This window comes from Streptomyces sp. NPDC056160, assembly GCF_042268205.1.
Taxonomy (GTDB): Bacteria; Actinomycetota; Actinomycetes; order Streptomycetales; family Streptomycetaceae; genus Streptomyces.
This window is the reverse complement of sequence record NZ_JBHJUW010000053.1, coordinates 21,173-39,495: the sequence shown is the minus strand read 5'-3', so window position 1 is coordinate 39,495 and position 18,323 is coordinate 21,173. Positions and strand designations below refer to the sequence as shown.

Genomic DNA, 18,323 nt, shown 5'->3' with positions numbered 1-18,323 from the left:
AAGGCATCCGCTGCCGCCCCGGTCGAAGGGACTTCGCGGGTTGCCTGCGCTGCCGGTCCGCTGTGGCCGGGCGCCGGTGCAGACGGCGTCGTGCTGCCTCGGGAGCGTGACTCACTGCCTCAGGGCTTGACTTCGAGCCGTACCACCACCGTGTCACCAACCCCGAGGCGGCGCATCTGCTGTTGCGACGACGGTCCGCGGGTGGGGTCGAGCGAGGCCGCCGCTGTGGCCTGAGGCCGTCGCTGGTGGAACCAGCGTGCCACCCAGGAGTGCCAGGTGACGCCGACCCCGGGCGTGCTGCCGGCCTGCTGACGACATCGACGGCGACGGCGACGAAGGCGGGTGGTGTCGGCGGTGGCAACCCTCGCTCCTGGTGCCGCATCCCATGGCAGCCGTGCCGCGCAGGGCGGACAGTGGAAGCAGGCGCACGGAGAAGCGAGATGATCATGGACCGTTACCCGCCCATCGCCGACCACGGACTCGTCGGCGACCTGCAAACCGCCGCTCTGGTCTCCTCCCGGGGGGTCGTCGACTGGTTCGCTGCTCCCCGGTTCGACTCGCCCAGTGTCTTCGCCGCCCTGCTCGACCACGACCGCGGCGGCCACTTCCTGTTCGCGCCGGAGCACGAGACCACCACCTGTAAACAGCTGTATTACCCCGACACGGCAGTGCTGGTCACGCGTTTCATGTCGCCGGACGGTGTCGGTGAAGTCTTCGACTGCATGCCACCGGATCGCACCGGCACTCCCACTGACGAGCATGTGCTGATACGCGGTGTGCGGGCGGTGCGCGGCACGGTGCGCTTCGCTCTGGAGTGCCGTCCGCGCTTCGACTACGGCCGGGCCACGCACCGTCTCGACCTGCGGGACGGCACCGCCACGTTCCGGGCACCGGACGTCACTGCCCACCTGCAAGGCACCTTCCCCCTCCAGCGCGACGGCACGGACGTGCGGGGTACGGTGACCTTGAGAGCGGGCGAGGTGGCCGCGGCGGTCTTCACCGTCGGCGGGGCCGATCTCGCGACCCCACCGCCGCTCACCCCGCAGGGGGCGATGGAGCGCTTCTGGGAGGTCGTGGACTTCTGGCAGCGCTGGGTGCACTCCTCCCGGTACCACGGCCGCTGGCCGGGTGTCGTGCACCGCTCGGCGATCACGCTCAAACTGCTCACCTACGCACCCACAGGCGCTCCGGTCGCCGCGGCCACCATGGGGCTGCCCGAGCAGATCGGGGGCGAACGCAACTGGGACTACCGCTACACCTGGGTCCGGGACGGTTCCCTGTCCGTGCGTGCCCTGCTCGACCTGGGGTTCGCCGAGGAGGCGGCCCAGTTCACCCGCTGGATGGGCGATCGCCTCCAGGCCCGGGAGGGCGTGGACGACGAGCCGCTGCAGATCATGTACCGGGTCGACGGGGACCCCCAGGTGCCGGAAGAGATCCTCTCGCACTTCGAGGGCTATCAGGGTTCGTATCCGGTGCGGCTGGGGAACGCCGCGGCCGATCAGCTGCAACTGGACATCTACGGGGAGGCGCTCTACGCCTTGTCGGAGGGACACGATGTGGCCCAGGGAGGCAGCTACCACGGCTGGAAGAACCTGGCGCGGACGCTGGACCGGCTGGCCGATTCCTGGGACCGCCCCGACGAAGGCATCTGGGAGACACGCGGTGGGCGCCAGGACTTCACCTTCAGCCGGGTGATGGAATGGACGGCCTTCGACCGGGGGTTGCGCCTGGCGAGAGAGCAGAGCCGTCCCGCCGACGTGCCGAGATGGACCGCCGCTCGCGACGCGATCCTCGAACAGGTGATGGAGCGGGGCTGGAGCGAGAAGCAGCAGGCCCTCGTGCAGCACTACGGGAGCGAGGTCCTGGACGCTTCGCTGCTGCTCATCCCGCGGGTCGGGTTCCTGGCGCCCAGGACGGCCAGCTGGCTGTCGACCCTGGACGCGATGGAACGCACGCTGGTGTCGGACAGCCTCGTCTACCGCTACGACCCCACGGCCTCCCCGGACGGACTCCGGGGCTCCGAGGGCACCTTCAGCCTCTGCACCTTCCTCTACGTGGATGCCCTCGCCCTCGCCGGCCGGACGCGTCCGGCGCGCTACGCCTTCGAGAAGATGCAGACCTACGCCAACCACGTCGGCCTGTTCGCCGAGGAGATCGGTCCCAGCGGCGAGCAGTTGGGCAACTTCCCGCAGGCTTTCACGCACCTGTCGCTGATCATGGCCGCCACCACCTTGGACGACGCCCTCGATCAGCAGCGGGACTGAGTGGAGCGACCCGGAACTTTCCGAGCGCAGGCCGACGTCTGGCCATGACGGTGCAGTGAGGTATGCCGCCGGGGAAACGCGGCAACGCCCCCCAGCCACCTGCCTGGCCGCCTCGATCCCGCGCAGCAGCACGCTTCCCTCGGGGCGATCACCCGCAACATGTGCGTCCGAGGTCGTATGGCCGACTTTGTGCCGTCGGTTGACGGGGGTCGTCTCGGTCTATTACGTTCCGATGCGAATCGGAATGTTATTGAACGGTGTCAGAGGAGGTCGCGTGGAAGCGGTTGTGGTGCAGGAGTCGGGAGAGCTTTCCGTGAGGGACGTGCCGCGGCCCGTGCCTGGTCCGGGCCAAGTGCTCGTCCAGGTGGAGGCGATGGGGATCGGCTACGTGGACGTCATGGCCCTACGAGGTGACTACGGTGGCTTTCCCGGCGTGGGCGCTGTGCCCGGCATGGAGATCGCGGGCCGGGTGACGGCACTGGGGCCGGACGTGCCGGAGGAAATGGTCGGCCGACGGGTCTTCGCCCTGCTACCCCGGTTCGGCGGCTTCGCCCGCCTGGCCGTCGCCGACGTCGGCCAGGTGCTGCCGGCCGCGGCGGACTGGTCCGCGAGGGACACGGTCGCGCTGGGCATCAACGCACTCGTCGCCGAGACGGCACTTGAACGGGCGGGAGTCTCCGCCGGGGAGCGTGTGCTGATCCGCGGTGCGGGCGGAGGCATCGGCGTGCTGGCCACACAGATCGCACGTGCACGCGGGGCGGAGGTCACGGCCGTCACCTCCTCCGAGGTCCGGGGCGAGCTGCTGCGTTCCCTGGGCGCCGCGCACCTTCTCGACCGGACGGCTGCCGCCGCCACGCTCCCCGAGTCCGCCTACGACATCGTGGTGGACACGGTGACCGGCCCCGACCTCGGCAGGTACCTCGGGCTCCTGCGGCCCAACGGACGCTACGTCCTGTGCGGAGCGGCGGGCGGCCCTCCGGGGCCGGACGCCTTCGCACCGCTGCTGAGGGACTTCCACAGGTCGCCGGCCCTGTTCGCCCACAGTCTCCGCTCGGCGACAGCGGAGGAACTGGCCCGTTCCTGGGAGCGGATCGAGGCGCTGCGTGCGGCCGGTCACCTCTCGGCTGTGATCGACCGGACGCATCCGCTGGCGGAAGCGGCTCGCGCCGTGGCGCACGTGGCGGAGGGCAGGCCCTTCGGAAAGGTGGTGCTGATGTCCCGATAACCTTGTACGGCAGCAGCAGCGGGAAAGGGACCCAGGAAAGCGGTATGGCGCGTACGCGGGACGAACGGATCGACCATGCCGTGCTGACCGCGGTCTCGGAGCTCCTTGAGGAGTACGGCTATGGGGCGTTGACCATGGAGGCCATCGCCGCCAGGGCCGGCACCAGCAAGCCCGCCATCCGTCGCCGCTGGAAGAGCCAGAAGCATCTCGTCGTCGACGCCCTGGCGCACGACCGGGTCGGCGTCGTCAGTATCGATACGGGCTGTACCGTCTGTGACGTCGTCGGACACCTCGAGGCGCTGCGCCGGGGGTTGACCGAGCCGAGGTTCGGGCGCCTGCTTCCCGCGCTCGTGGCGGACATCGCCGACGACCCGGAACTCCACGCCCGTTTCCTCAGTGTCGTGTGGGAACCCCGCAGAGAGGCGTGCCTGCGGTCCCTGCGCAAGGCGGAAGAACGGGGCGACCTCCGACCCGGCCTGGACGCCGACCTGGTACTGGACCTGTTCGCGGCCCCGGTCGTCTTCCGCACGCTTTTCGGGCACCGTCCCCTCGCACCGGATTTCGTCGAGGAGATCGCACACGCCGTTCTGAGGGGCGTGGGAACCGGCGTCGATCACCGTTGCGCGGAGGCTTGAGGCGGTGTGACAAGTGCTGCTCGCGCCCGGCGAGGCAGTGCTCGCACTCCCGGCAGGAGTCGACCACGCAGCCGATGCCGACGCGCGGAGCCGGCGCCGTACCGGATGGGCCGTGCGGCACTGGCGGTGGGGTTGACGGGTTGAGCGTGCGCCCCAGACCTCCGATGACAGGCACCCTCGCGAATTGCGGCTCGAAGGCCCAGCGGCACCAACCAGACCCTTACGGCGGGGCCGATGCCTGGGGCCGGGCCGGCCGGGCAGAAGGGTCGGTGCCCGGCCCGGCTGCGGGCATCGCCGAGGATCTCGTCCCGCGCTGGATGAGCGTCCACAGCGGCCCTCGGCCCGGCCCACCAGGTGCTCGCACACCGTTCCCCTTCGGCGGCTTCCGCCAGGCGTGCTTCCGCCCTGTCCAGTGGCTCGGCTCCCATCGTCGGCCGGGTGTTCGACGGGGTGCCCGGCAGCCAGCACGCCAGGGCGACCAGGTGCGCCGCCGGTTTGTCGTACGCGATTCATGCCGTCTGAAGCAGTCGCTCGGGTACCGCTCCCGCTTCATGCCCCGCATCTCGACATGGACGTGCCCGGCAGGCGGCCCTGCGTGACGATCAGTACCACGATCGAGCGATCACGAACCGAGGAAGATCGCACTTCACGTCCACCGAGACCGAGAAATCCGTACGCCGCGCCGGGACCGAGCGGTTCAGCCGCCGGTGGCGAACCCGGGGAAGAGGGTCATGCCGCCATCCACGTAGAGGGTGGTGCCGACCACGTAGTCCATGAGGTCCGAGGCGAGCCCGGCGACCGCGTGGGCGATGTCCTCCGGATCGCCGACGCGCCCGTAGGGAATCAGCTGCAGCAGTTCCTTCTCCGCGTCGGGGGTGGTCCAGGCGCTGCGGTTGATGGGCGTCTTGATGGCTCCGGGAGCGACTGCGTTGACCCTGATCCTGTGCGGTGCGAGTTCCTGGGCCAGCGTCTCCATCATCATCTGCACGCCGCCCTTGGAGGCCGCGTAGTTGACGTGCCCGGCCCACGGGATGAGCTGGTGCACCGAGCTCATGCAGATGATCTTCCCGGCCGCGCGCGACACCTCGGGGACGACTCCCCTCCTCAGGAACTCCTTCGTCGCTTCCCGGGCGCACAGGAACTGGCCGGTGAGATTGACGTCCAGCACCTTCTGCCACTGGGACATCGTCATCTCGGTGAACGGAGCGTCGCGCTGCAGCCCGGCGTTGGCCACGAGGATGTCGATGGTGCCGAACTCCGCCACCATCCGGTCGATCATCGCGACGACCTGGTCCTCCTGGGAAACGTCCGCCTCGTACGCCATCGCGCGCACGCCGAACCCCGTGATCTCCTCGACCACCTGCTCGGCCTCTTCACTCCCGGCGACGTAGTTCACGACCACGTCGGCCCCGGCGCGCCCCAGGCCGATGGCCGTCGCCTTGCCGATGCCCGAGTTCGCGCCGGTGACAAGGGCCTTCTGGCCCTTCAGAAGGTGTGAGGGTATGACGCCCTGAGGGGCTCGCTGAGTCACGCTCACGCCGGTTCTCCTTCTCGACTGGCTGCCCCCGAACTCGTGTGAGCCCGGTCGGCTCCTGTCGCCACCGAACCACCCCTGCCCCCACGGCACACGCCGGGTTCGGGCGGATTGCGCCGAACGGTCGAACGCGACCGGGCCCCCGGCGGCGCCGGACTCCGACGCCGATCCGCGCAACCGCCCTTCCCGGGGTGCGGGCGAGGTGCGAAAACGCTAGGCTTTTTCGCAGTTAGGTCAGTATTTCCCAGGCGGTTTCACCCGCCGGTCGCCTTGTACGCGATGACCATCAGCATCTGTGGCGACCAGACGATCGCGGTGCAACTCCTCGCTTCCGCGGATCTGAGCACCTCGCTTCCGCCGAGCTGAGCAACGGCTGCATCCCCTCGCTCTCGCCGTCTCGCGCTTTCCGCGCCTCTCGCGTGCCGGGCGCGGTGTGCTCATCGCGCACCGAGTGGCACCGGTTTCCGGGGCCGCGGCTTGTGATCCCTGCGGAGGCCGGGATGAGAGTTGTCGTCGATCTTTCCCGATGCGAAGGATATGCGCAGTGCGCCTTCCTGGCTCCGGAGGTGTTCCGGATGCACGGCGAGGAAGCGCTGATGTACGACCCGAGCGCGGACGACGCCCGGCGCGAGCAGGTGCTGCGCGCCGCGGCGGCCTGCCCGGTCCAGGCGATTCTGGTCGACCAGTTGGAGGGACGGGCCTCGTCGGCGGAGGCGGCGGCGCCATGACCAGTGCCGACAATCTGCAAGCGTTCAAGCGTGACGGCCGCATCGTGGTCGTCGGGGCGTCACTGGCGGGACTGTGGGCCGCGGAGACACTGCGCGACGAGGGTTTCACCGGCTCACTGACCATGATCGGTGACGAACGGTGCGAACCCTACGACCGGCCTCCCCTGTCCAAGCAGGTACTGACCGGGTGGGTGCCGGCCGAGAACACCGCACTGCCGCGCCGTCGCGACATCGATGCGCAGTGGCTGCTGGGAGTGCCTGCCAGCGGGCTGGACCTGGCGGCCAATCAGGTGCGTCTCGCCGACGGACGCGCCGTGCCCTTCGACCGGGTGCTGATCTCCACCGGTGTCCGGGCCCGGCCGTGGTTCGTCGAGAGTGAGGCGGCTCTGGACGGGGTCTTCGTCGTGCGGACGCGCGAACACGCCGCGGGCCTGCAACGAGCCCTCGCCGCCGGGCCCTCCCGGGTGCTGGTCATCGGCGCGGGGTTCACCGGGTCCGAGATCGCCTCAGTCTGCCGCGAGAGGGACATCCCGGTGACCGTCGCCGAACTCGCGCCGGCCCCGCTGGTCGGCGCACTCGGTGCCATGATCGGCCAGGTCGCGGCGGACATGCAGCGCGAGCACGGTGTCGACCTGCGCTGCGGTGTCAAGGTCACCCGGCTGGAGGGCGACGCGCAGGGACGTCTTCGCCGCGCTCACTTCGACGACGGCACCACCATCGACACCGACGTGGCGGTGGTCGCCCTCGGTGGCATCCGCAACACCGAGTGGCTGCACGGATCGGGGCTCGCGGCTGGTGTCTGGGGGATCGCCTGCGACACCGGCTGCCGCGCCCTCGACCTCAACGGCCTGGTCACCGACGACGTCTTCGCCGCCGGGGACGTGGCACGCTGCCCGAACCCCATCTACGAGTACCGGCTCATCTCGCTGGAACACTGGGCCAACGCGGTGGAGCAGGCCGAGGTGGCGGCGCACAACATGGTCAGCGGCCAGGCGGACCGGTGGCCCCACCTGTCCATCCCGCTGTTCTGGTCGATCCAGTTCGGGGTCAACATCAAGTCCGTCGGCGTGCCGACCTTCGCCGACGAGGTGGTCGTCACCCAGGGATCAGTGCCCGAGCACCGCTTCGTCGCCGCCTACGGCTACCACGGCCGCGTCACCGCGGCAGTGAGTTTCAACAACGCGAAGTGGCTGGACCACTACCGCCGGCTCATCGAGACGGCCGCGCCCTTCCCGCCTCCCTCGGCCACGCCCGACCAGCCCGCCGACATGAAACCGGTGCCCGTCGACTTCCCCGGCCCGACCCTGCTCGCCCAGGGCGCCACCGTGGTCGTCACCGGCCACAACCCGAGTGAGCGGCGCGTCACGGCCGCGTACCAGCACCGGTAGGAGGGAGAGCGAGATGACCGCGACCGGGACGACCGGAACGCTCCGACGGATCCTCGACTACTCCTCCCGGGCCGACCCGTACCCGCTGTACGCCGAACTGCGCGAGACGCCCGTGGCCAGGCAGGAGGACGGCACCTACGTCATCAGCACCTACCGTGAGATCACGGACATCCTGCACAATCCCCACCTGAGCTCGGACACCCGCAGTCTCTGCCGTCCGCCGGCCGGGATCGAGGCACAGGCCACGCCGGCGTTCATCAACCTCGACCCGCCCGAACACGACCGCCTGCGCCGTATGGCGATGCGCCACTTCGGCCCCCCGCACACCCCGGGGCTCCTGGCCGGCATGGAACCCGCGCTGGCCGCCATCGTCAGTGGTCTGATCGACGACTTCGAGGGGAAGGAGCGGATCGACATCGTCGACGACTTCGCCTACCCGTTCCCCGTCGCCGTGATCTGCCACCTGCTCGGTGTGCCACGCGAGGACGAACCGAAGTTCCACGTCTGGGTGGACGACCTCATCAACTCCATCGACTACGACCCCAGAACCGACCCGAAGGAGAAACTGGACAAGGGCCAACAGGCCCGTAAGGACCTCCGCGAGTACCTCGGCGGCCTGCTGGAGCGACGTCACGGACGGCCCGGCGACGACCTGCTGTCACGGCTGGCCAACGACGACGGACCCGACGGCCGGATGACCGACGACGAGATCGTCGCCACCGCGAACCTGTTGCTCATCGCCGGCCACGAGACCACCGTCAACCTCATCACCAACGGCATGCTGACGCTGCTGCGCCACCCCGAGGTGCTGCGGTGACTGCGCGACGATCCGGACCTGGTCGTTCCCCTGGTCGAGGAACTGCTCCGTTACGAACCGCCCGTGCACATCATCCCCTGGCGGGCGGCGTACAACGACATGACCGTCGCCGGCACCGTCATTCCCCAGGGTTCGCAGATCATGCTGATGCTGGCCTCGGGCAGCCGCGATCCGGACCGCTTCCCCGAGCCCGACCGCTTCGACCCCGACCGGCGTGACAACCAGCACCTGGGGTTCGGCAGCGGCATTCATCTGTGCTTCGGCGGCCCGCTGGCCCGGCGGGAAACCCAGATCGCGCTGACCGAGCTGGTGCGCCGCCTGGACCGGCCCACGCTGGTGGCCGACCCCCCACCGTACCGGCGCAGTCCCGTGCTGCGCGGGCCGATCCATCTGCACGTCGAGCGGAGTGGTGGTCAGCATGCCTGCCGATGACATGAGTGCCGCCGGCCCGGCCTGGCGGTGCACACGATCCCTCCACCCCTGAGGAGGCCGCCGTGGGTCACGCCGTCGGGGACGTACTCGGTCTGGCAGCCGGTGTCGCGATCAGCCCGCTCCCCATCGTGGCGATCATCCTCATCCTCGCCACCCCGCAGGGACGGGTGAACGGCACCCTGTTCGCGCTCGGGTGGTTCCTGGGCCTGGCGGCCCTCGGCGCGATCATGCTCGCCGTGGGGGGCCCTGGCGGGGCGGCCACGCACAAGCACCCCGCCACGTGGGTGGGGACTCTCAAACTCGCACTCGGCGTGCTGCTCGTCCTGTTCGCCGTCCGGCAGTGGCTACGGCGGCCCCGGGACCCCTCACAGGCGCAGTTGCCGAAGTGGATGGCGGCGATCGATCATTTCACCCCCGCCAAAGTCCTCGGCCTCGGGCTCCTGCTCTCCGCGGCCAACGCGAAGAACGCCCCCCTCACCATCGCCGCCGGCGCCTCGATCAGCTCAGCCGGAATCTCCGTGCCGCAACAGATCGGGTCCCTCGCGATCTTCGTGGTCATCGCCTCGCTCGGGGTCCTCGCGCCGCTGGCCGTCTACCTCTGCCTGGGAGAACGGGCCAAGAGCATCCTCACCGGCTGGCGGAACTGGGCCGCGCGGCACAACACTGCGGTCATGGCCGCTCTCTTCTTCGTGCTCGGACTCAAACTGTCCGGCGACGGGATCAGCGTGATCGCATCCTGAGGACTCCGCCGACGGGCAGCCGCAAGGAGGCCCCTGCAAGCAAGACAAGAGTCCCAGAGGGACGTGCTGGGATGTCCTTCCGGCCCACGGCAGGACGCTCAGGTGGGCAGGGGCTGTGCGTTCGAAGGGTCTCGCGGGCGACGGGCGGCGGCTCGCCGCAGGCCACCGCGACGCCTTCGGCGTGAAGCGGCTGCGCACCGGACTGCTGCTGTCGTGGTCCGGGTTCTGTGCATCGTCAGCCTGGTCAAGGAACTCACCTACGTCCACTCCGAGCGGTCTCGCTTCCCGCGGCGTCGATCACGACGTCGTAGACACCTGCTGCCGGGCCGACTTCGAGGCGTTCCGCCGCAATCCGCTGGTGTGTGTGGCGTACCTCGATGTCGACCTCGTAGCCGCGCTGCCGGGCCGCGGCCGCGGCCAGCAGTCCGATGCTGCCGCCGCCGACGACTGCCACCCGTTCCCCTGGCGTGAGCGCCGCGCTGCGGACGCCGTGCCAGGCCACTGCCGCCGGCTCCACGAGGCAGGCGTCGCCCACGTCCAGGCCGTCCGGAAGCGGGACGAGCATGTCCTCGCGGACCGTCACGGCGTCGCACATGCCACCGTCCCTGAATATCCCGAGCGTTCCATGCACCGGGGCGTCGCACCGCTGGACATGACCGGAGCGGCATTGGGCGCACTCGCCGCAGTAGACCGTGGGCTCGACGGCGTAGCCCCGGCCGTCGGCGGTCGTGCCGGTGAACTCGTGACCATAGGTGTACCCCTGGGCGCCGCCGGCCGCGAAGTTCACGTCGGTCCCGCAGATGCCCGCCGAGGCGACGGCGAGGCGACGCGGTGACCTTCCCTCTCCTCGTCCAGCACGCCGACACCCTCGCGGAGGTCACCGGCGACGAGGAGTTCGAAGTCGGCCTCAACGCCTTGCTGACCGGGTTCCGCGTCCTGATCCAGACCATGGACACCACACGCGATGGGGGCCGTGCAGTGTGAAGCGCCAGGGGCCTGATGGAGGTCCGATTGCCTGAGGGAATCGAGTCATGGCCACAGAGCCGCTGGTCTCCGAGGCGGCCGGAAGCGCGACGGGTGGCGGCCGGATCCGCTTGCGGAAATGAGCGGCAGAGCCCGAGGCCCCCTTGGTACGGTGCACCGATGTCAGAGATCAAGAAGTTCCAAGTCACCTTTGACTGCGCGGAACCTGAGCGCGTCGCTCGTTTCTGGTGCGAGGTGTTGGGGTACGTCGTGCCGCCGCCACCGGAGGGGTTCACCACCTGGGACGATTTCAACCGCACCCTGCCTCCTGAGGAGCGGGGTTCATGGTTCGCCTGCAGTGATCCCTCGGGTGTGGGCCCGCGCCTGTACTTCCAGCGCGTCCCCGAAGGCAAGAGCGCCAAGAACCGGGTGCATCTCGACGTCCGGGTCGGCACCGGGCTCGTGGGGGACGAGCGCCTCGCCACGCTCGAAGCCGAGTGCGCACGACTGGTCGCGCTCGGTGCCACCCACGTGCAAACGCTCTATGCCGATGAGGAAAACGAATCGTGCATCCCGATGCTGGACATCGAGGGCAACGAGTTCTGTATCGACTGAGCATTCTCCGAGCCGGGGAGGCGGGGGCCGCCCCCTGGGACGTCTGTGCAGGGCGGTGGGGGCAGGTCAGGCGGGGAGCTGCCCGGGGTGACCCATGTCCTCGATGTCGCGGAGCAGCGCTCTACCGGCGGACCGCCGAGATCAGTCCGCCGGGCCGCTCCTCGCGCTGGGGCGGGGTGCTGATCGGGCGGCCGTAGGCGGCGGCGCGCTCGCGCAGGGTGTGGCTGTCGGCCGCCCAGCCGTGCCCCGCCAGCCAGCCCACCGGGTCGTCGGGCATCTCCGAGACCCACATGGACACCGCCGATCCCGGCACGGCGTCCGCCCCGAAGCGCTCGATCACACCGCGCGAGCCCAACGTCAGCCCCATCCGGCTGCCTGCCGCCGACCGCGCGCCGATCCGGGCCAGCAGCAGCTCCACCGCGTCCTCGGGCAGATAGATCAGCAGCCCTTCGGCGATCCACACGGTCGGCAGCGCCGGGTCGTGCCCTGCGGCGGCCAGCGCGCCTGGCCAGTCCTCACGCAGATCCACTGCGACGGTGATCCGCTCGCAGCGTGCGACGGCCCGCTCCTGGCGCAGCACCGAAGCCTTGAAGTCCAGGGGCGCGGCGGTGTCGACCTCGAATAGCCGGGTGCCCTCGGGCCAGTCCATCCGGAAGGCCCGGCTGTCCATGCCGGCGCCGAGCAGCACGACCTGCCGGACCCCGGACGCGGAGGCCTCCTGCAACAGGTCGTCGAGGAACTTCGTCCTGATGACGATGGAGAACGCCACGCCCAGCCGGCGGCGTCGCGCGGCCTCGTCACGAGGCGCAGGCGAGGAGGGCCACAGGCCGCCGGCGGTGGCGAAGGCCTGGGCCAGTGGGTCGCGGAACAGTGCGTCCTCCCGCTCGGTCTCCAGCGCCCGCACCCTGGCCACCCCCACCGCCGTGGCCCAGACTCCCGACGGCTGCACCCGCTCCTGCTCATCAGTCACCGCGCCAGCCTAGATGATCGATACCAAGGGCGGATGAGCGGAGCCAGGTTCATGCGCGCCCGGCGGTCATGCGCGCACTGACCGCCTACGACCGCTCACCCCTTTGGATGCGGCGCGACGGCCGTCGGTGGTCAGCCAGTGCGACCGCTCCGCCTTGAACTGCGGCGGACGGCTCAAACTCGTGGCATTCACCTCGGCCGGTCCCCGCCATGTCACGTCAGGTTTGCCAGATCACAGGCGTGCGTCGGCCCCGGTCCGGTCAGGGGCGACGAGGCCTGTCATGCTGGTCCGCGTTCGGACTTGACGTGGTGTGTGGTCATCCCGTCCATCCGGTGTGGTGCAGCCAGTCCTCGAAGGTCATCAGGTCGGGGTGCAGGCGGCGCAGGAGGTTGATGTCCCGGTCTCGGGTGTAGAGATCACGGTCGGCGAAGAACTGGAACATGGCTGCGTAGTCGTGGCTGAAGTCGGGGACGGCGGCGCGCAGGTCGTCATGCGGCGTCGGAATGTAAGTGCTGGGGGTGCCAGTGACCCGCGCGAAGGTGGCGGCGATCTCGTCGCCGGTGAGGCTGTCGCCGATCACGGCGAGGTCGCGGGCGCCCCAGGACTGCCAGTTGTCGAACATGTGGCCGGCGAACCAGGCGATGTCGTCCACGCCGGCTCACCGGGGCTGCGGCCGCTACAGGGCGGCTGGTGGGCCGCATATCCCTGCCCGTGTGCTTCGCGCTTGCCGCGGCCGCGACGGCGCTGTGTGCTGCAACTGTGTCCTGCACCGGCCTCATCGTCCCCCCGGAAGGACGTCCGAGCCTGGAAGTGATACGGGTGTGCCGCCGACGCGCTGAAGCGAGACCGGAACCGGGGGGCCGGCACTCCAGGGGAACGACTCGCGCAGGAAGTCTTCGGCAGCTGTGCGACTACACCGGCCGCGGCTCGCCGGCAGCCGTAACTCACCGGCCGCCCGGCAGGAGTTGCCCTTGAGGAGCCGGACTAGCGGCTGGCCTGCGGCGGGAGGGAGAATGCCGCAGCCGGGGGCGGGGCAAGGTTCCGGCGGTGAGGATGGAGCGCCGTCCGACGCCAAGACGAGGAGGCCGCGGGTGCTGACTGCGCTGGGACTGGCAGACGAGGAGGACGTGGTCTACCGCGTCCTCGTCGCACACCCGGGAGTGCGGGCCGCCGAACTCACACGGACACTGGCTGCCCTGCCCGTCGGCGCGACCCGGGTCGTCGCCTGGTCGGAGCACGGGGTGGCCGCGGTGCTGCACCGGCTGGTCGGCACCGGCCTGGCCCTCGCCGACACCGACTTCGGCGAGGAGCCGCGCTACCGGGCCACACCACCGGCCCTCGCCCTGGAGCCGCTGCTCTCCGCCCGGCGTGACGGCCTGCGGCAGGCGGAGAGACTCATAGCCTGGCTCACCGAGCAGTACCAGGAGGCCCAGAGCAGCCATCCCGGGGCGCTCCCGGAGCGTTGATCATTCATGAAACCGGACTACTGGAAGCCCTGGTGGCGCTCTTTCACGCCTACCGGGAGCGCGGCTGGCGGCTTGTCGGCCCCGAGCAGACGGGGCCTGCCCCGGGTCCGCAGGCCGGCCCGGACGAGGTGGACCTGTCGATCCTGGGGCTGCTGCACGTGGGTCTGACGGACGTCAGCATCGCCCGGCAGCTCGGCCTCGGTCATCGCACGGTGCAGCGCAGGCTCAGCCGGCTGATGCAGCTGGCTGACGCGCGGACGCGCTTCCAGCTGGGCTGCCAGGCGGTGCGGGCGGGCTGGCTGACCGGCAATGACGGAATGTCCGCACCGGCGCCGAACCCGGTGGTGGAGAACGCCGGCCCACCGGAGCCGGCTGAGCCGCGTACCTGAGAGCCCCGGAGTGCGGTCAGCGGCCACCTCAACCCCGCACCGCGACGAGCACGTTCCTTTCGGACGATCCACCGCGTCCACGAACTCCTCGTCGAGCGGCCATGAAGTGAACCCGCCTGCACTCTCCCCCCTGGAAAGCGACAGAAGCGGCCCAACCAGTGCCGGTCCGGCGGGACATGAGGCGTATCTACGCCAAGGCGCATTCACGCCTGTGGTGATCCCTTGTCCGCGGAACGCTTGATACCGAACCATCGAGCCACCGAACGCACAGGACCACGGACTCTGCGTATCGGTGCCAATCCACGTACCCGTGTGAGATGGGGAGAGTTCCCGTGTTCCCGACAAGAACAAGACGGCTCCACCGATCCGTTGCCGCTGCAGTGGTGGTTGCGGCCGCGGTATCGGCGCTGCCCAGCGCGTCGGCCCGGGCCGAGGACGAGGTGTCTCTGCCCGCGAACGTCACCGCCGGCCAGGCCCCGGTCGCACCGGTCATGACCGAGGGCCTGGACCACGCCGCCCGGGAGGGGACTCCCGCCGAGGCAGCCCGTGCGCACCTCAAGGCCCATCAGGACAAGTACAAGGTCCTGGTCTCCGACCTGCAGACCCTGAAGACCACCAAGGTCGGCAAACAGTCCGCGGTCCGCTTCCAGCAGAAGCACAACGGGGTGCCGGTCCTCGGCGCCGAGTACGCGGTGCAGACAGAGCCGGCCGAGGGCGGCCAGAAGGTCACCTCCGCCACGGGCACCCTGTACACGGATCTCACCGTCTCCACCACCCCGAAGGTCACCGAGAAAACCGCCGAGCAGCGGATGTTCTCCCTGGACTCGCACCTGGGCACCGTCAAGGGTGCCCAGACCGCCGAGCACGGTCTCGTCGTGCTTCCGAACTCCCACGGCGGCACACTGACCTGGCACTTCACCGTGACCGGTGCCCGGGGTGACGGCAGTCCGGTGCGCCAGGAGGTGTACGTCGACGCGAGCGTCGGCGGCATCGCCCTGTCGTACGACAACATAGACGCGGCCGACGCCGCGCCCGTGACGGGGACCGGCGTGCGCGTGGACGGCTCTGAGGTGCAGCTGAACGCCAATCATGACGCGGACGGTTCGTACACCCTGGTCGACTCAGCCCGCGACATGTACGCGCGGACCGGTGGCCAGATACGCACCTACGACGCGCAGCGCAAGAACTACACGCTCGTGGCGGGTGGCCCGGTCACCGACGACACCCCTCTGGTGAAGTCCGCCACCGACCGCTTCGACGGCGCGAACACCACCTCCGGCGCGGTCGACGCCCACATCAATGCCGCCAAGGTCTACGAGTACCTCAAGGACCGGCTCGGCCGTGACGGCATCGACGGCAAGGGCGGCAGCATCTACTCCGTCGTCAACGTCGCCAGCAACGGCAAGGACTACGCCAACGCCTTCTGGGACGGCTCCAAGATGGTGTACGGCCACATGAACGGCGTGCCGCTGTCGGTGGGGCTGGACGTGGTCGGCCACGAGATGACGCACGGCGTCACCGAGCACGCCGCCGGACTCGTCTACCTCAACCAGTCGGGCGCCCTCAACGAGGCGATCTCCGACTACTTCGGCAACGCCATGGAGACCGCCGACAAGGGCATCGCCATGAGCGACCCCACCTCCGGCCTCGTCGGCGAGTACCTCTGCAACGGCACCAAGCCGCTCAAGGACTGCGCCCTGCGCGACCTGAACGACGGCCGCAACGCGCAGAAGGACTACCTGCCCATCACGCTCGACATCGACAACGGCGGAGTGCACTCCAACTCCACCATCGTCGGCGGCGCGCTGTGGGACCTCCGCAAGAGCATCGACACCAGGCTCGCGGACCAGATCATCTACCGGGCGGCGGAGAACTACCTCACCCCGCTGTCCGGCTTCACCGACATGCGCAATGCGGTCACCCTCGCGGCCAAGTCCATGAAGGTCTCCACCGCCGACCTCGCCGCGATCGACAAGGCCTTCGACGCTCACGGCATCGAGCAGGGATGGGAGCACAAGGGCGGCACGCACGACGCCACCACCCTCGCCGGCAACATCCTGCCCGCCTACGAGGTCTACGGCGGCGTCGACGAGCAGGCCGCCCAGATCAACGGCGACGTCTACGCCATCCCCCACGGCGATGCCATCGCCTGGGACCAGGGCAGCGCCGCCTTCGGCATCACCGTGGGCCGCTTCTCCAAGCACCCGCGGCACGAGTTGGCCCAGAAGGACGCCTACCTTCTCGACCCGTCCCTCGACAACGACCGCATCGCCTTCACCCGGATCTCCGCCGACGGCGTCGGCATCTACCAGGCCGGAAGCAAGGGCCAGGGCGAGATCAAGAAGCTGGTCGACGAGCCGGGCGTGGACGAGACCGAGCCGGTCACCGAGAACGGCGCCCTCGCCTACATCCGTACCGCCCCCGACGGCGAGCAGGACGTCATGCTCCGCAAGGCGGACGGCACCACGGTCGATGTGACGCCCGAGCCCGGCACCAAGGCCTCCCACCTCGCCATGAAGAACGGCACGATCGCCTGGGCCGGCGGCGACGGCACGTACCTCTACGTCTACGACATCGCCACCGGCAGGACGCAGGACAAGCGCATCCCCGGCTTCCTGTTCAACTACATCTCGGACGTCCAGCTCACCTCGGACCGCGTCTTCTACCGCATCACCGGCGGCTTCCTGCTGCCGTCCACCACCATCGGCTCGACGCCGGTCGACGACGTGACCCAGATGGCGAATCTGCGCTTCCCCGCAAGCCTCTACGCCGCCCAGTTCTCCGTGAACGACGACTACCTGGCGTACTCGGCTTACGACCTCTGGGGCGCCCTGGGCTCCTGGAGCGGCCCCACCAAGGTGCAGGTCGCCGACACCTCCGACGTGCTGGCCGGTCTGAACGGATTCAGCCGCGTCTCCTGCTCCTCCGGCTCGCAGCTGGCTCCGTCCCTCGGTGACGGCCGGCGCGTCGTGTGGCTGGACACCACCGCCGCCACGACGGACGTCGTGACCCGCTCGACGTTCGCGGGCACCTGCGAGTAAGCAGGGGCGGCACCGAACCCGAGAGCGATACGGCGCCGAGGGCGGTCACCGTCGAACGGTGGCCGCCCTCACCCGACCAAGTGCGGCGCCGGCCCCGCGATGAGGCGGCGGGCCGTCCGGCTGGTCGTCTTCTCCTTCGGCGGCTGGATGAACTCCGCTGGTCCGCGCCGGCGCACGCTTCGAACGAGGTCAGCTCGTCGAACGTTCGGGGGAGCCCGCCGCCTGGGCAATCTCGAAGGTGGAGCCGGGAGTGGCGTAGTCGATGGGCCCGTCGAAGCAGGCCGCGGCTCGAGCCACCGCTTGCTGCGGCGTGAGGAAGCGGCCGACATGGGTGACGATCAACCGACCGGCCCCGGCCGCGCTGGCGGTCGCCCCGGCTTCCTCGGGAGTGTGATGCACCGGGTCGCCCTCAGTGGGTAGCTGCGCACTCTCGGCCTCACACAGCAGCGCGTCGCATCCGTCGGCCAGCTGGGTCAGTCCGGTGCACGGTGCAGTGTCCCCTGAGTAGACCAACGACCGGCCCGACGCCTCGACGCGCAGCGCGAAGGCCGGGATGCCGTGCGCCACCGACCGGCTGAACAGCCGGAGCGAGCCGACGTCCGCATGGTGCCCGTCATACAGCTCGGTGATGGCGAAGGCGGATTCGATCGGGCTGCGCGTCGACGTGTTGGTGAGGAAGCCCGCCAATCGGTCGGCGATACCCGGCGGACCGAACAAAGGGATCGGTGCGGTGAGACGGACGTCCGCATACAAGGCGCCGTAGTACGCGGTGAGCAGATCGGCACTGTGATCGGCGTGCAGATGCGAGATCCAGATCGCGTCCAGTTCGTCCAGTCGGGCGTGACGCTGCAGCGGACCCAGGGTCCCGCTGCCCGCATCCACCCACACATGCGTGCCTCCGCTGGAGACCAGGTAGCCGGAACACGGGTTGTCCACGCTCGGATACGGTGTCGCGCAACCCAGGACCGTGAGGCGAAGATCATTGGCCATCCCGAGAGCCTAGCTAGTACTCCCGCAGCACTTTGACGCTTTCCCTGTTCAGGGGCGGTTTGGGTGAGTGCGGTGGGCTGATTGCCGGCCGGTGTTCTCTTTCCCGGGCCGCCCCTCGATCGAGTG

At 69.7% G+C, this 18,323-nt stretch carries 15 protein-coding genes and 2 pseudogenes; 12 read left to right on the top strand and 5 right to left on the bottom strand.

Features of this window, described 5'->3' with window-relative positions:
- The first annotated feature begins 440 nt into the window (after positions 1 to 440).
- The 3 genes from ACFC02_RS20865 to ACFC02_RS20855 all read left to right on the top strand — a co-directional run bounded on the left by ACFC02_RS20865 (position 441) and on the right by ACFC02_RS20855 (position 4,124).
- Positions 441 to 2,264, top strand: coding sequence for a glycoside hydrolase family 15 protein (locus tag ACFC02_RS20865; protein ID WP_376359143.1), 1,824 nt, complete (start codon positions 441 to 443; stop codon positions 2,262 to 2,264).
- Positions 2,265 to 2,538: 274 nt separating this feature from the next.
- Entirely contained in the window at positions 2,539 to 3,489 is a 951-nt protein-coding gene (locus ACFC02_RS20860) for a zinc-binding alcohol dehydrogenase family protein (RefSeq protein WP_376359140.1), read from the top strand.
- A gap of 2 nt (positions 3,490 to 3,491) precedes the next feature.
- Positions 3,492 to 4,124 (top strand): TetR/AcrR family transcriptional regulator, encoded by a 633-nt coding sequence (locus tag ACFC02_RS20855; protein WP_376359137.1) that lies wholly within the window; start codon positions 3,492 to 3,494, stop codon positions 4,122 to 4,124.
- Between the two features lie 697 nt (positions 4,125 to 4,821).
- Here ACFC02_RS20855 and ACFC02_RS20850 read toward each other — a convergent pair.
- Positions 4,822 to 5,661, bottom strand: a complete 840-nt coding sequence (locus tag ACFC02_RS20850; RefSeq protein ID WP_376359135.1) for an SDR family oxidoreductase — start codon at positions 5,659 to 5,661, stop codon at positions 4,822 to 4,824.
- A 497-nt stretch (positions 5,662 to 6,158) separates the two neighbouring features.
- Here ACFC02_RS20850 and ACFC02_RS20845 point away from each other — a divergent pair, with 497 nt between their 5' ends.
- The 4 genes and pseudogenes from ACFC02_RS20845 (at position 6,159) to ACFC02_RS20830 (ending at position 9,763) form a co-directional block, all read left to right on the top strand.
- Entirely contained in the window at positions 6,159 to 6,386 is a 228-nt protein-coding gene (locus tag ACFC02_RS20845; protein WP_376359132.1) for a ferredoxin, read from the top strand.
- Positions 6,383 to 7,774 (top strand): NAD(P)/FAD-dependent oxidoreductase, encoded by a 1,392-nt coding sequence (locus ACFC02_RS20840; protein ID WP_376359129.1) that lies wholly within the window; start codon positions 6,383 to 6,385, stop codon positions 7,772 to 7,774. The genes ACFC02_RS20845 and ACFC02_RS20840 overlap by 4 nt, the downstream gene beginning before the upstream one ends.
- 13 nt (positions 7,775 to 7,787) lie before the next feature.
- Positions 7,788 to 9,023 (top strand): annotated as a pseudogene (locus ACFC02_RS20835) (cytochrome P450).
- Between the two features lie 62 nt (positions 9,024 to 9,085).
- A complete protein-coding gene (locus ACFC02_RS20830; protein ID WP_376359126.1) occupies positions 9,086 to 9,763 on the top strand; it encodes a GAP family protein in 678 nt (225 codons plus the stop codon).
- 253 nt (positions 9,764 to 10,016) lie between these two features.
- Here ACFC02_RS20830 and ACFC02_RS20825 read toward each other — a convergent pair.
- Positions 10,017 to 10,571: pseudogene (locus ACFC02_RS20825) on the bottom strand (alcohol dehydrogenase catalytic domain-containing protein); the annotation flags it as partial.
- A 23-nt stretch (positions 10,572 to 10,594) separates the two neighbouring features.
- Here ACFC02_RS20825 and ACFC02_RS20820 point away from each other — a divergent pair.
- Positions 10,595 to 10,747, top strand: coding sequence for a hypothetical protein (locus ACFC02_RS20820; RefSeq protein WP_376359123.1), 153 nt, complete (start codon positions 10,595 to 10,597; stop codon positions 10,745 to 10,747).
- A gap of 159 nt (positions 10,748 to 10,906) precedes the next feature.
- Positions 10,907 to 11,341: a VOC family protein gene (locus ACFC02_RS20815; protein WP_376359120.1), complete on the top strand. Its 435-nt coding sequence runs from the start codon at positions 10,907 to 10,909 to the stop codon at positions 11,339 to 11,341.
- 121 nt (positions 11,342 to 11,462) lie between these two features.
- On the opposite strand, the gene ACFC02_RS20810 is transcribed toward ACFC02_RS20815, so the two are convergent.
- Positions 11,463 to 12,311, bottom strand: a complete 849-nt coding sequence (locus ACFC02_RS20810) for a class I SAM-dependent methyltransferase (RefSeq protein WP_376359117.1) — start codon at positions 12,309 to 12,311, stop codon at positions 11,463 to 11,465.
- 316 nt (positions 12,312 to 12,627) lie between these two features.
- Entirely contained in the window at positions 12,628 to 12,963 is a 336-nt protein-coding gene (locus tag ACFC02_RS20805) for a hypothetical protein (RefSeq protein ID WP_376359114.1), read from the bottom strand.
- Positions 12,964 to 13,402: 439 nt separating this feature from the next.
- On the opposite strand from ACFC02_RS20805, the gene ACFC02_RS20800 reads away from it, so the two are divergent.
- The 3 genes from ACFC02_RS20800 to ACFC02_RS20790 all read left to right on the top strand — a co-directional run bounded on the left by ACFC02_RS20800 (position 13,403) and on the right by ACFC02_RS20790 (position 17,207).
- Complete coding sequence (locus ACFC02_RS20800; protein WP_376359112.1) at positions 13,403 to 13,777, top strand: hypothetical protein; 375 nt, start codon at positions 13,403 to 13,405, stop codon at positions 13,775 to 13,777.
- A 32-nt stretch (positions 13,778 to 13,809) separates the two neighbouring features.
- Entirely contained in the window at positions 13,810 to 14,166 is a 357-nt protein-coding gene (locus ACFC02_RS20795) for a hypothetical protein (protein ID WP_376359110.1), read from the top strand.
- Between the two features lie 440 nt (positions 14,167 to 14,606).
- Positions 14,607 to 17,207, top strand: coding sequence for a M4 family metallopeptidase (locus ACFC02_RS20790; RefSeq protein WP_376359107.1), 2,601 nt, complete (start codon positions 14,607 to 14,609; stop codon positions 17,205 to 17,207).
- A 189-nt stretch (positions 17,208 to 17,396) separates the two neighbouring features.
- On the opposite strand, the gene ACFC02_RS20785 is transcribed toward ACFC02_RS20790, so the two are convergent.
- Positions 17,397 to 18,197, bottom strand: a complete 801-nt coding sequence (locus tag ACFC02_RS20785) for an MBL fold metallo-hydrolase (RefSeq protein ID WP_376359104.1) — start codon at positions 18,195 to 18,197, stop codon at positions 17,397 to 17,399.
- Positions 18,198 to 18,323: the final 126 nt, after the last annotated feature.